Genomic DNA, 13591 nt, shown 5'->3' with positions numbered 1-13591 from the left:
CGTGCCGTCCCCCAGGAGCGGCACGGGCCTCCGTGTGTCAGTGGGCCGCCTTCTCCGCCTTGGAGAAGGCGAACGGCGCGTACTCGGCCTGCTTGACGGCGTTGATCGCCTCCTGGAGCGCCCATCGGCCCGTCGGGTTGAGCAGCTGCTTGACCGGCTTGCCGGGGATGTTGCCCCCGTAGAAGTAGCTGCTCTCCAGGAAGGAGGACATCTTGCTGTTGTTCATGCTGTCCGTCCACTCCTGCTCGGCGGCCTCGGTCACCTCGATGACGTCGTAGCCGTTGTCCCGCGCGTGGACGATGGCGTCGGTGATGATCTCCACCTGGTCGCCGGCGTACCGCGGGTTGTTGCCCGTCGCACCGTGCGGGCCGCCGGGGAAGAAGAAGTTGGGGAAGCCGGCCGTCGCGACCCCGAGGTAGGTGCGCGGGCCGTCCGCCCAGTACTCCTTCAGCGGGAGGCCCGAACGACCCTGTACGCCAAGCCTGTTGAGGGCGCCGGTGCCGAAGTCGTAGCCGGTCGCCCAGATGATGATGTCGAACTCCTCGACGCCTGCGGCGGTTTCGATTCCGTCCTCGGTGATGCGGGTGATCGGCGTCTCGTTGATGTCGACGAGCGAGACGTTCGGCTTGTTGTACGTCTCGTAGTAGCCGGTCCCGAAGGGGGGCCGCCGTCCGCCGTAGCCGTGACCCTTGGGGATCAGTTTGTCCGCCGTCGCCGGGTCCTTGACGATGGCGCGGATCTTGTCGGCCATGAACGCGCACCACTCCGCGTTCACGGTCTCGTTCGACAGCATGTCCATGTAGTGCTCGGTCAGCTTGGTGAACCCCGGGCCGTTCCACCGCTCCTCGTAGAACGCCTGGCGGTCCTCCGGGCTGTCGTCGAGGCCCGAACGCATGACGATCTGGTGGAGGAACCCGCTCGGCGAGGTGTTCAGCGTGTCGCGGATGGACTCGAAGTTCGCCTTGAGTTCCGCCTGCTCCTCGGGCGTGATCGGCCCGTTGTTGAGCGGCGTGAGCCAGTCGGCGTCCTTCTGGAAGACCGTCAGCTGGGCCACGTCGTCCGCGATCGCGGAGATGATTTGCACGCCGCTGGATCCGGTGCCGATCTGGGCCACCCGCTTGCCGGTGAAGTCGACGGGGACCTTCGGCCAGCGGGCGGTGTGGTGCTGCTCGCCGCGGAAGTCCTCGCGTCCCGGGATGCCCGGGATGAACGGCACCGAGAGGTTGCCGGTCGCCGCGACGACGTAGCGCGCCCGGACCTCGGTGCCGTCACTGCCCCGCACGGTCCAGGTGCCGGACGGTTCGTCCCAGACCGCCGAGGTCACCTTGACGCCGGTCCGGATGTCCCGCCGCAGGTCGAAGCGGTCGACGACGTGGTTGAAGTAGCGCTCGATCTCGGGCTGGCCCGCGAACCGCTCCGACCACTCCCACTCCTCCCACAGCTCCTTCGAGAAGAGGTAGCCGTAGGTGTAGCTCTCGGAGTCGAAGCGCGCCTCGGGATAGCGGTTCCAGTACCAGGTGCCGCCGACGCCGTTGCCCGCCTCGATCAGCCTGGCCGAGAAGCCCGCCTCGCGGGCCTGGTGCAGCTGGTAAATGCCGGTGACGCCGGCCCCGATGACCAGCACGTCGACCTTCGTGGCTTCGCTCATGTGCCCTCCAGCTTGTCGGGGACGCTGCTCCAGAGCTCCCGAGTGAGCTTGAATCATAGTTCGACCGCTCGGTCGAATAATCAGACCGAGCGTAGATGAGGGGGTGGATCCGATCAATGGCGATGACGCGAAGAACGGTTTATCGGCCCTCGGGGATTGATTGTACCGACCGTTTGATCTAACTTTCGAGGAGCCAGCAACGCAATGACGCGCGACGGGAGACCGCCATGACGGCCAAAGACGTCAATGGATCCACTACCGATCTTCGGGAAGCGGGTCTCAAGGCCATGCGCGACGCGCTCCCGGGCGTGTTCCCCGAGGGTGACCTCGACCTGCGCGACGGTCAGCTCGGTGAGGATCTCGTCGAGATCGGCCTGACCAGCGTGTGGGGCGCCCTGTGGGCCCGCCCTGGACTCGCCCCCCGGGACCGCAGCCTGGTCACGCTCGGCATCCTGATCGCCCTCGGCGCCGAGACCGAGCTCAAGACCCACGTCCGGATCGCCCTGACCAACGGGCTGACCAAGGATGAGATCGCCGAGGTCATCTACCACGCCACCGGCTACACCGGCTTCCCCCGGGCCGTGGCCGCCCGCACGGCTGCCCGTGAGGCCCTGGCCGGTTAGGCGACCGGCTTCGCTGCCCGACTTCACCAGGCCCGCCCGGCACATCGATGCCGGTGTCGAGGGCGCATGAGCAAGGAGTGAACATGTCACTTGAAGGAAAGGTGGCCGTCGTCACCGGCGGCGGTCGGGGGATCGGGCAGGCGATCGCCACCGTGCTCGCGGCGCGGGGCGCCTCGGTCGCGGTCTGGGACCTCAACGCCGAGGGCGCCGAGGAGACCGCGGCCACGATCCAGAAGGCGGGCGGCACGGCGATCGCGGTCGCCGGCGACGCGGCGGAGGCCGGCGCCGTGGCCGCGGCGGCCGCCCGCACCCGGGAGGAACTCGGCCCGGTGACGATCCTCGTCAACAACGCCGGCATCACCGCCTACGAGCCGTTCACCAGCATCTCCGAGGCGTCCTGGGACCGCATGGTCGGGATCAACCTCAAGGGACCCTTCCTGGTCACCAAGGAACTGGTGCCCGACATGGTCGAGGCGGGGTGGGGCCGGATCGTCAACATCTCCTCGTCCTCCGCGCAGACCGGGGCCCCCGCCATGGCCCACTACGCGGCCTCCAAGGGCGGCGTCATCGGCCTCACCCGGGCGCTCGCGATCGAGTACATCGAGCAGGGCATCACCGTGAACCACGTCCCGCCCGGCTTCATCGACACCCCTCTGGTCCGCCAGGGCCCCGTCGACGTGGACGCGGTCGCCGCCATGATGCCGATGAAGCGGGCCGGCCAGCCGGAGGACGTCGCCTACGCCGTGGCGTATCTCGTCTCCGAGGAGGCGTCCTATGTCACCGGTCAGACCCTCAGTGCCAACGGTGGGCGCTATCTGGTGTGAGCCGCCGTCCGGGGCGTTCGCAGCCGCCCTTTCATTGATTGTACCGACCGAGTGGTCTATTTTTCATTCACGTACAACTCTCCCCCGTAGCAACGGAGTTACGCATGAAGAGCACGACCCCGGCCCACGTGTTGGTGGTGGGCGCGTCAGCGTCCGGGCTGACCACGGTGGAGGCGCTTCGGCGCAAGGGGTACGCGGGACGCATCACCGTGCTCGGCGACGAACCGCACGCACCCTACGACCGGCCGCCGCTGTCCAAGCAGGTCCTGTCGGGAGCGTGGGAGCCGGAGCGGGCCGCACTACGGGGGACGGATGATCTGTCCGCCCTGGACGCCGAGTTCGTGCTGGGGGACGCGGCGGTGGCGCTGGACACGGCGACGCGGACCGTACGGACACGGTCCGGGCGCGAACTGTCGGCGGACGCGATCGTGATCGCCACCGGGGTCCGGCCGCGCACCCTGCCCGGGCAGGCGGACCTGGGCGGTGTGCACGTACTGCGCACCCTCGACGACTCGCTCGCCCTGCGCCAGGACCTGCTGGCCTGTTCGCGGCTGGTCGTCGTCGGTGAGGGCGTCCTCGGCGCCGAGATCGCGGCCACCGCACGCATGCTGGGCCTGGACGTGACCATCGCCGGACCGCTGTCCGCGCCGCTGGCGCTGCAGGTCGGCCCGCTGGTGGCAGGCCTGTTGGGTGAACTGCACACCGAGCGGGGCGTACGGCTGAGACTGGGCACCGGCGTCGCCGGGTTCACCGGCGCGGGCGGCCGCGTCACCGGAGTCGAGCTGACCGGCGGCGAGGTGCTGCCGGCCGACGCCGTCGTGGTCGCGATCGGCGCCTCCCCGGCGACGGACTGGCTCACGGACAGCGGACTGACCCTCGACAACGGCGTGGTGTGCGACTCCCGTTGCCGCGCCGCCGAGGGCGTCTACGCGGTCGGTGACGTGGCCCGCTGGCAGCACGAACGACTCGGCCGCACGGTCCGCCTGGAGAACCGGACCAACGCCACCGAGCAGGCCATGGCGGTCGCCGCGGTGATCCTCGGCGAGGACCGCCCCTACCTGCCGGTGCCGTACTTCTGGACCGACCAGTACGACGCGAAGCTCCAGGTCCACGGCTTCCTGCCGGCCGACGCCGAAGTGGACGTCGTCGAGGGCGACTTGGCGGCCCGGCGCTTCGTCGTCCGCTATCGCAGCGAGGGCCGGGTCACCGGCGTCCTCGGCTGGAACATGCCCAAGCAGACCCGGCTGCGCCGCCAGGAGGTCGTAGAAGCCCTCCAGGCCGCTCCCGCTCCCACCCACTGAACATCCAGGAGAAACCCATGAAGGTCGTCGTCGACGAGGAGAAGTGCGTCGCCGCCGGACAGTGCGTGTCCGCCGCCATGGACGTGTTCGACCAGCGCGAGGAGGACGGCATCGTCGTCGTCCTCGACGAGAACCCGCCGCCGGCCCTTGCCGACGACGTCCGCACCGCGGCGGCGGTGTGCCCCGCGATGGCGATCCGCATCGAGGAATAGCCGCTCCCTCAAGGAACTGGCGCTCCTTCGAGGAACAGCCGCTTCCTTGAGGAGCAGCAGTCCCGTCCCCGAACTTCCCCCGTTCCCCCCACACGACTGGAGGAAAGACCATGGCCGAGGCAGACACCGAACTGGCCCCCGACGAGCACGTCTACGTCTACCAGGACGACCGGGACGCCAAGTGCCCCTTCGCCCCGCCGCCCGGGCTGCTCGCTCTGAACGAGAAGGCTCCCGTGACCCGGGGCCGGATCTGGGACGGCAGCACCCCGTGGCTGGTCACCGGCCACGCCGCGCAGCGCGCGATCCTGTCCGACCCCCGGGTCAGCTCGGACGACAAGCAGCCCGGGTTCCCGTATCCGAACCGGGTCATGGCGGAGACCGCGCACCACCACCCGCTCACGATCTTCAACGCGGACGGCGCCGACCACTCGCGCATCCGGCGCATGATGACCCGCCCGTTCACGCGCCCCCGGATGGAGGCGCTGCGGCCGAAGATCCAGGAGTTCACCGACGAGCTGATCGACCAGATGCTGGCCGGCCCGAAGCCGGTCGACCTGGTGACCGCGCTGTCGCTGCCGCTGCCCTCGCTGATGATCTGCGCGCTGCTCGGTGTGCCGTACTCGGACCACGACTTCTTCCAGGAGCACGCGTCCTTCGCCACCAGGAGCGACAAGACGACCGAGCAGCAAGAGGCGGCGAACAGGGCGCTCGGCGGGTACCTGGCCGGACTGCTCCAGAAGAAGATCGAGGAGCCGGGCGAGGACGTCCTCTCGGACTTCGCCGCGCGGGTCAAGGACGGCGACCTCACTCTTCCCGAAGCCGTCCTCCTGTCCATGATCCTGCTGATCGCCGGTCATGAGACCAGCTCCAGCATGATCACGCTGGGCACCGCGCTGCTGCTGGAGAACCCCGAGCAGCTGGCGGGCCTGCGCGAGATCGACGACACGAAGGCCGTGGCGAACGCGGTCGACGAGCTGCTGCGCTATCTGACCGTCCCGCAGCTCGGGCAGCGCCGGATCGCCGCCGAGGACTTCGAGTTCGAGGGGGTGGAGATCAAGGCGGGCGACGGAATCGTCGTCCCGCTGCCCGCCGGGAACTGGGACCCGGAAGCCTTCCCCGACCCGGAGAAGCTCGACCTCACCCGCAAGGCGAACCACCATGTCGCCTTCGGCTGGGGCATCCACCAGTGCCTCGGCCAGCAACTCGCCCGGATCGAGCTCCAGGTCGTCTACGGCACGCTCTTCCGGCGCATCCCGACCCTGCGCCTCGCCGTCGACCGCGACGAGCTCGACTTCCGTCCGGCCGACGCGCTCGCCTTCGGCATCCGTGAGCTGCCGGTCACCTGGTAACCGGTCACCTGATCCACAGGGCACCCGCACCCGCACTTCAACAGGAGTCACTCATGAGCGAGTTCACCTTCGACGGACGCGTCGCGGTCGTCACCGGCGCCGGTCGCGGTATCGGCAGGGCGCATGCCCGTCTCCTGGCGGCGCGCGGAGCGAAGGTCGTCGTCAACGACCTCGGCGGGTCGATGGAGGGCGAGGGCACCGACACCGGCCCCGCGCAGAAGGTCGTCGACGAGATCACCGCCGCCGGCGGCACGGCCGTGGCCGACACCCACGACGTGTCCACCCCGGCGGGCGGTGAGGCCATCATCGGCACCGCGCTCGAAAACTTCGGCCGTATCGACGTCCTCGTCAACAACGCCGGGATCATCCGCTGGGCCGGGCTGCCCGAGGTCGACGCGGACAACCTCGAACGTCACCTCGCCGTGCACCTGATGGGCTCCTTCAACACGATGCGCGCCGCCTGGCCGCACTTCGTCGAGCAGCAGTACGGGCGGGTCGTGCTGACCACCTCCAGCGGCATGTTCGGCCTCGACAACAACCTGTCGTACGCGGCGGCCAAGGCGGGCACGGTCGGACTGGCCCGCAGCGCCAAGCTGGCCGGCGAACCGCACGGGATCAAGGTCAACCTGATCGCCCCGGCGGCGATGACCCGGATGGGCGGCGGCCCCGAGGAGGAGCCCACCGAGCCCGTCGCCGGTATGCCGTACATGCCGTCGGACGCGGTGGCCCCGATGGTCGCCTACCTCGCGCACGAGAGCTGCCCGGTCAACGGCGAGATCTACACGGCCGGCGCCGGCCGCTTCGCGCGGATCTTCCTCGCCTCGACCGAGGGCTACACGCACGACGAGGGGCTCGCCTCCGTCGAGGACATCGCCAAGAACTGGGAGACGATCAACGACGAGAAGGGCTACTACGTGCCCTCCGACCTGATGGCGTGGTCGGGCTCGTTCCTGAAGCACCAGTTCTGAGAGCACCGGTTCTGAGAAACACACGGGAAACCGGCGCTTCCTAGACTCCGGCCGATGCACCTGACGATCCTGGACGCCCCCACCGAGTGGAGCCGATTCGCCGAGGGTTCCATCGAGCGCCGCATGCTGCTGGCGCTCGGTGAACGCCTCGGCACCCGGCTGCGCCCGAAGCCGCTCATGCTGCCGGAGGGCAGCCGCGTCGAGGTCGAGGGGATCGACGCCGAGGGCCGGATACTCGTCCAACTGGTCGGCAACCAGGGCGCTTACAAGCCCGCCTACCGCAACAAGGTCATGGCGGACATGTTCAAGCTGCTCTGGCTGCGGGACTCGGTCCCCAGCGCCGAGCGCACGGTGCTCCTCGTCACCGAGCTGATCGTCCAGGCGCTCGGCGGCTGGGTGGCGCGCGCCGCGGCGGACCTCGGGATCGAGATCTACGTGTTCGACGGCAGCCAGGCCGTCCCCCTGCGACACCCCTCGACCCAGCGCCAGACGTAAAACGCGCGTAACCGGCAACCGTGTTGTGCCGAAACACAATCTCCCTACGGTCGGGGGCACCTAAGCGGATTTCCGCGTGGCAGTCACTCACACTCGCTACGCACGCTCTCCGACTTCCAGGGTCGGGCACTCGTGCCCGCGACATGGATGGGAGCGTGAAGGTGACGGGCACACCAGCACTCGAACTGCGGTCGGTGCGAAGGGTCTACGGGTTCGGGTCGTCCGCGACGACAGCCCTCGACGACGTTCACCTGACGGTGCCGTCGGGCCGTTTCGTCAGTCTCATCGGCCCCAGCGGCTGCGGAAAATCGACCCTGTTGCGTCTGGTCGCCGGCCTCGAACAGCCCGACCGCGGCGAGGTGTTCGTGCACGGTGTCCCGCCGGCGGAGGCATGCGCGGCCAAGCTGATCGGACTCGTGCCGCAGAGCCCCGCGTTGCTGCCGTGGCTGTCCGTCCTGCGCAACGTCACGCTGCCCCAGAAGATCAACCGGGGTGCCGCCGGACGCCGCGAACGCATCGCCGACTTCGCCGAGCGGCAGACGGCTCCCGACATGAAGGAACTTCTCGTCAGGGCCGGTCTGGGCGATGCCCTGCACAAGCTCCCGGCCCAGCTGTCCGGCGGCATGCGGCAACGCGCCGCGATCGTACGCGCGTTCGGCCTGCAACCCGACGTGCTCGTCATGGACGAACCCTTCTCGGCGCTCGACGAGTTCACCCGCGAAAGCCTTCAGGACCAACTCCTGGACCTGTGGGAAGAGTTGAGGACGACCGTCCTGTTCGTCACCCACTCCGTGTCCGAGGCAGTACGGCTCTCCGACACCGTCGTCGTCATGGCGCCGAACCCGGGTCGCATCGTCGAGAGCATCGACGTCGACCTGCCCCGGCCGCGCGGCGAACGCCTCTTCGGGGAGCGCCGGTTCCACGAGTACGAGGACCTGGTGAGAGAACGGCTGCGGCGCGCCTGGCACAGCGAAGCCGCGTGAGTGGGAGGCGCGAGGACATGACCGTAGCCGACGAACGCGCGACCGTCCCGGCGGTTGAGGCGGGGGCGCTCGCTGAACCGTCCCGCTTCAGCCTGAAGCACCCGAGGTCCCGGATCGCGTGGATCCGGCCGGCCGTATGGCTGCCCCTTGTTGTGATGCTGGCGATCCTCGCCGGGCTGTGGCAGTGGGGGGCCGCGAAACTTCCGTATCTGCTGCCTGCCTTGTCGGACGTCGGCAGTTCGCTCGGCAGCGATCTTGGGTACTACGTCGACAACGCCCTTGTCACCCTTGGCGAGGCGACGGCGGGCCTTGCGATGGGGTTCGTCGCCGCGTTCGTCCTAGCGGTGCTGACCAGTGAACTTCCGTTGGTGCGGCGGGCGGTGATGCCGATCGCGGTCGTGCTGAACGTCACGCCGCTGGTGGCGATCGCGCCGGCGCTGGTTGTGGCTTTTGGGTTCGGGCCCATGCCCAAGCTCGTCATCACCGGGCTGATCTGCTTCTTCCCGATTCTCATCAACACCGCGACCGGGCTGCGGTCCGTGCCGCAGCAGGTGTTGCAGGTCTATCGGACGATGGACGCGAGTCGGGTCGAGCTGCTGTGGCATGTGCGGATTCCGAACGCGCTGCCGTTTCTTTTCGCCGCGCTGCGTATCGTCTTTCCGCTGTCGATCATCGGTGCGGTGGTGGCCGAGATGTCCGCGTCGGGGTCGACCAGGGGGCTCGGGACCGCGATCAGTGTGGCCTCGTCGATGAATCAACTTCCGGTTGTCTACGCCTCGATCTTCGTCCTTGCGGTGATGGGCGTGTTGTTGCTGCTCGTTGTCACCGTGGTTGAGCGTCGCGTGCTGCATTGGCATGACAGCGACTAGCTCCGCTGGTAGGGCCGTTTTGAACCTGCGGGCCGGTGGGGGCTGGTCGCGCAGTTCCCCGCGCCCCTTAGCGGCGTCGGTTTGAACCCATTTCCGTCGACTTCCCGGCATCACCGCCAGTTTGGAGTCACCCATGTATCACCATCGGCTCATTAGATCCGGACTTGCCTCCCTGGCAGCCGCCTCACTTGCTGTCGGCGTCGCCGGATGCGGCTCGGACGACAGTGCCTCCGCCGGCTCTGCGGGGTCCGCGATCTCCGCCGACCGTTGCGCCGAGAACAAGGCCGCCGGGAAGATCACCTATCTCTCCGGCTACCAGTTCCAGTCGTCGGTCTCGATCCTCGAATACGTCGCCGCCGCCAAGCTCGGCTACTTCAAGGACCTGTGCCTCAACGTCGACCTCAAGCCCGGCACCGGCGACACCGCACAGAACACCAAGCTGCTGGCCAGTGGGCAGGCGACCGTGTCCGCGATCTCCGAGCAGGACATCATCCAGGCGCGGGCCAACGGGATCGACATCACCGGCATCTCCTCGTACTCGAACGCCGGCCTCGACATCCTGATGACCAACAAGGACATCACCGACCTGACCCAGCTCGACGGGAAGGTCGTCGGACACAAGGGCTACGTCCCCGCCGCCGTCCAGGCGATGATGGTCAAGGCCGGTGTCGACTGGGACTCGCTCAAGCTGGTCAAGGAGGGCTACGACCCTTCCGTACTGCCCCGCAAGCAGGGCGGCCTCGAAGCGCTCACCGGGTTCGTCTCCAACGAGCCCAACCAGCTCAAGGCCGCCGGCAAGGACGTCACCGTGTGGAAGCCGGTCGACTACGACATCCCGAGCTCGATCGGCGCCATGGCGGTGAACCCGGCGTTCGCCAAGGCCCACCCGCACGCCGTCGAGGACGTGTTGCGGGCCGCGCTGCACGCGTACGACTACTGCTCCGCCAGTGAGGCGCACATCGGCGAATGCGTCGGATACGCGGCCGACCTGTCCGGTCCGACCTACGACAAGAAACTCAACGCGACCATCTGGAAGACCGAGACGCAGGTCGTCAAGGAGAACCCGACGCCCGGGCAGCCGCTGGGCGGGGTCGACCCCGACAACGTCGCCCAACTCGTCGACATGCTGCACCAGTTCGAGATCGTGCCGAGCAGTGTCACCGCAGCCAAGGCCAAGGGGTGGTTCGACACCTCCTTCGTCGGCAACGTCTACGCCGACGACAAGCTCGTCTGGCCCGCACCGTAGCACCGTAGAAAGGCCCGCAACGTGCCTGCGAAAGAGTACGGAATCTTCCTCCCCATCGGGAACGGCGGCTGGATGCTGTCCACCACCGCGCCGCATCCCGAGGCGACCTACGCCTACAACAGGCGCGCCGCCCTGCGCGCGGAGAGCATCGGCCTCGACTTCGTCATGTCGATGGCGAAGTGGCGTGGTTTCGGCGGGAGTACGGACCACTGGGGCCGCTCGCTGGAGTCGATGACGATGATGTCGGCGCTCGCCGAGGCGACCAGCCGGGTCAAGATCTGGACGACCCTGCACGCGAACATCCACAATCCCGCGATCGCGGCGAAGATGCTCACCACCCTCCAGGACATCTCCGGCGGTCGCGCCGGCCTGAACATCGTCAACGGCTCCTATGCGGGGGAGTTCGAGCAATTCGGGGACTGGGACCCGGAGTTGAGCCACGAGGACCGGTACCGGATGACCGAACTGTGGACGGAGGCGGTCACCCGGCTGTGGACCGAGCACTCGGTCACCATGCGCACCCCGTACTTCGACCTCGTCGACTGCGAGTCCCGCCCGCACCCGGCCACCCGGCCGACCCTCATCAGCGCGGGCCGGTCCGAGGACGCGCGTCGCTTCCAGGCCCGGTATGCCGACGGCGCCTTCCTCGCCGCCGACAGCCTCGACGACATGCGGGCGCTCTCTGCGGACGTCCACGCGCGGGCGAAGGCCAATGGCCGTGTCTGTAAGACGTATTCGATGCTGACCGTCGTCCAGGACGACACCGACGAGCTGGCCGTCAAGAAGGTGAGGGAGTGGGGCGCGGGCGTCGACCGTGAGGCGCTCGCCCATATGCGGCACACCTGGGGCGTGCCCGAGGACCAGGCCCGTGCGTGGGCCGCCGGCGCCGACGGGGAGGCCGCCTTCCAGACCCCGTACGTCGCCGGTTCGGCCCGTACCGTCACCGAGCACATCGAGTACATCGTGCGGGAGGCCGACCTGGACGGACTCATGCTGATCTTCCCGGAGTACGACGAGGACATGCTGCTGTTCGGCGAGACCGTGCTGCCCGCGCTGCGCGCCCGCGACGAGGTGGCGGCCTGATGTCCGACCTGCGGGACAGACAACTCGCCCACCTCACCCGGCCCGACAGCAGGCCCGCGCTCGTCGTGGTCGACGTACAGCGGGACTTCGCCGATCCGGACCGGCTGGAGGGATACGGCCTGACCGACGCCGCGCTGGCCACGCTCGACCGGGTTGTCACGCGGATCGGCGAGCTCATCGATGCCGCGCGTGCGGCCGAAGTACCCGTCGTGTGGGTCGAGTTGGGCAGCGATCCGGCCCGGCCGTGGCGGTCGAGCAACTGGCTGCGTGGCGGTGACTACGACGGGCCCACGAGCCCGGACGAGCCGTGCCTCATCGGTACGCCCGGCGCCGAGTGGTACCAAATGCAGCCCGCCGAGGGCGAGTTGCGGGTGGTCAAGCGCGGTTACAGCGGCTTCCTCGGTACCGATCTCGACGCACAGCTGCGCGCGTCCGGGTGTGACTGGCTCACCGTCGTGGGCCTGACGAGCGAGTGCTGCGTGTACGCGACCGCCCAGGACGCCGCGCAACTGGACTGGCCCGTCGTCGTCCCCCAGGACACCACGGCCGCCTACGACCACCACGTCAACGCCGCCGCCCTGTTCCAGCTGGGACTCAACGTGGCCGTGCTCAGCGACGCCGACGAGGTCGTCGAGCTCTGGAAGAAGGTCGCGCGGTGACCGGCATACACATCGGCTACGACCTCTCCTTCACGCACACCGAGGGCGCCTGGGCGCGGCAGGGATCGTGGGTCGGGCGGGACTTCCCGGACGTCCGTATGTTCATGGAGCTGGCGCAGACCGCCGAACGGGCGGGCGTGGGCCTGCTGTTCTTCGGGGACGGCAGCGGTGTCCCCAGCACCTGGCGGGGGAGCATCGCGCCGGCCGTGGAGTGGGGCATCCAGTGGCCGCGCCACGACATGTCGCCGGTGATCGCGGCGATGTCCACGGTGACGGAGAGGATCGGCTTCGGGCTGACGTACTCCTCGACCTTCATGCATCCCTTCTATGTGGCAAGGCTGTTGAACTCGCTCGACCATGTGACCGGGGGCCGTATCGCCTTCAACGTGGTCGCCTCGACGCGCGGCGCGGACGCGGCGAACTACGGGTTCGCCGAGCTGATGGACCACGATCTGCGCTACGAGCGGATGGAGGAGTTCATCGCGGTCTGCCGGGCGCTGTGGGACTCGGTGGCGCCGGACGCCATCGTCCGCGATCGGAGCACGGGGCGGTTCGCCGACCCCGCGAAGGTGCGGCCCATCGACCACCACGGGCGGTTCTTCACCGTCAAGGGTCCGCTCGCGTCCGTACCCGGTCCGCAGTACCACCCGCCGATCGTCCAGGCGGGCAACTCGCTCCGGGGCATTGCCGCTTCGGCCCGGTTCGCCGATCTCGTCTTCGGATTCGGCGGCAATCTGGCCGGCCAGCAGCGCCATCGCAAGCTGCTCGACGAGGCGCTCCTCGCCGAGGGGCGGGACCCGGCGGGCGTGGGCATCCTCTGGGCGACGCAGGTGATCGTCGGCCGTACGAAGGCCGAGGCGCTGGCGTGTAGCGAATCGGTGCTCGACTTCTGGAACGAGGAGGCCGTCGCCACCTACCTGTCGCACAACGCGGGTTACGACCTCTCGACGCTGCCGGAGTCCTTCCGGCTGGGCGAGCTGCGCGACGAGCTCGCCGCGGCCAACGCGAGTCCCGCGGGGCTCGTCGGCTCACTCATCGAGGAGTTCGGCGAGGAACACACCATGAGCCGCGGGGAGTTCTTCGCGCACGGCCGCAGGCGGGCCACGGGCCTGGACCACAGCATCGTCGGCGACCCCGTGACCGTCGCGGACGCGCTGGAGGAGAACTTCGCCGCGACCGGATCACGCGGCGGCTTCATGTTCTCCAGCCCACTGGCCATGCCCTCCGGCTTCGCCGGGATCAGCGAACTGCTGCTGCCCGAACTGCGCCGCCGCGGCGCGCTCGCACCGACGTACCCCGGCACCACACTGCGCGAGAACCTGGCGGTGTGA

Annotated in this window: 14 protein-coding genes; 13 read left to right on the top strand and 1 reads right to left on the bottom strand. The window is 68.7% G+C overall.

Features of this window, described 5'->3' with window-relative positions:
* Positions 1-37: 37 nt before the first annotated feature.
* Positions 38-1648 (bottom strand): flavin-containing monooxygenase, encoded by a 1611-nt coding sequence (locus AC5DRG_RS07590; RefSeq protein WP_491809068.1) that lies wholly within the window; start codon positions 1646-1648, stop codon positions 38-40.
* A gap of 227 nt (positions 1649-1875) precedes the next feature.
* Here AC5DRG_RS07590 and AC5DRG_RS07585 point away from each other — a divergent pair, with 227 nt between their 5' ends.
* From AC5DRG_RS07585 to AC5DRG_RS07525, 13 genes are all read left to right on the top strand, one after another.
* Positions 1876-2271: a carboxymuconolactone decarboxylase family protein gene (locus AC5DRG_RS07585; protein ID WP_491809066.1), complete on the top strand. Its 396-nt coding sequence runs from the start codon at positions 1876-1878 to the stop codon at positions 2269-2271.
* Positions 2272-2354: 83 nt separating this feature from the next.
* Positions 2355-3095, top strand: a complete 741-nt coding sequence (locus AC5DRG_RS07580) for an SDR family NAD(P)-dependent oxidoreductase (protein ID WP_491809064.1) — start codon at positions 2355-2357, stop codon at positions 3093-3095.
* Positions 3096-3199: 104 nt separating this feature from the next.
* Complete coding sequence (locus AC5DRG_RS07575; protein ID WP_491809062.1) at positions 3200-4396, top strand: NAD(P)/FAD-dependent oxidoreductase; 1197 nt, start codon at positions 3200-3202, stop codon at positions 4394-4396.
* Positions 4397-4413: 17 nt separating this feature from the next.
* A complete protein-coding gene (locus tag AC5DRG_RS07570) occupies positions 4414-4608 on the top strand; it encodes a ferredoxin (protein WP_491809060.1) in 195 nt (64 codons plus the stop codon).
* Positions 4609-4718: 110 nt separating this feature from the next.
* A complete protein-coding gene (locus AC5DRG_RS07565; protein WP_491809058.1) occupies positions 4719-5957 on the top strand; it encodes a cytochrome P450 in 1239 nt (412 codons plus the stop codon).
* A 53-nt stretch (positions 5958-6010) separates the two neighbouring features.
* On the top strand, positions 6011-6925 hold the full coding sequence (locus AC5DRG_RS07560; RefSeq protein WP_491809056.1) for an SDR family NAD(P)-dependent oxidoreductase: 915 nt from the start codon (positions 6011-6013) through the stop codon (positions 6923-6925).
* A 54-nt stretch (positions 6926-6979) separates the two neighbouring features.
* Complete coding sequence (locus AC5DRG_RS07555; protein ID WP_491809055.1) at positions 6980-7420, top strand: hypothetical protein; 441 nt, start codon at positions 6980-6982, stop codon at positions 7418-7420.
* A gap of 161 nt (positions 7421-7581) precedes the next feature.
* A complete protein-coding gene (locus AC5DRG_RS07550; protein ID WP_491809053.1) occupies positions 7582-8403 on the top strand; it encodes an ABC transporter ATP-binding protein in 822 nt (273 codons plus the stop codon).
* 17 nt (positions 8404-8420) lie between these two features.
* On the top strand, positions 8421-9272 hold the full coding sequence (locus tag AC5DRG_RS07545) for an ABC transporter permease (protein ID WP_491809051.1): 852 nt from the start codon (positions 8421-8423) through the stop codon (positions 9270-9272).
* Between the two features lie 133 nt (positions 9273-9405).
* Complete coding sequence (locus AC5DRG_RS07540) at positions 9406-10518, top strand: ABC transporter substrate-binding protein (RefSeq protein WP_491809050.1); 1113 nt, start codon at positions 9406-9408, stop codon at positions 10516-10518.
* Between the two features lie 21 nt (positions 10519-10539).
* Positions 10540-11601 carry an LLM class flavin-dependent oxidoreductase gene (locus AC5DRG_RS07535; protein ID WP_491809048.1) on the top strand — a complete coding sequence of 354 codons (1062 nt, stop codon included), beginning with the start codon at positions 10540-10542 and terminating at the stop codon, positions 11599-11601.
* On the top strand, positions 11601-12260 hold the full coding sequence (locus AC5DRG_RS07530; RefSeq protein ID WP_491809046.1) for a cysteine hydrolase family protein: 660 nt from the start codon (positions 11601-11603) through the stop codon (positions 12258-12260). Before AC5DRG_RS07535 ends, AC5DRG_RS07530 begins: the two co-directional genes overlap by 1 nt.
* The gene (locus tag AC5DRG_RS07525; protein WP_491809044.1) at positions 12257-13591 is read left to right on the top strand and encodes an NtaA/DmoA family FMN-dependent monooxygenase; all 1335 of its coding nucleotides are present in this window, start codon (positions 12257-12259) and stop codon (positions 13589-13591) included. Before AC5DRG_RS07530 ends, AC5DRG_RS07525 begins: the two co-directional genes overlap by 4 nt.

It is taken from the genome of Streptomyces sp. JLBG701 (assembly GCF_058544905.1).
The sequence above is the reverse complement of the archived record's forward strand: the minus strand, read 5'-3'. Positions and strand labels throughout refer to the sequence as shown.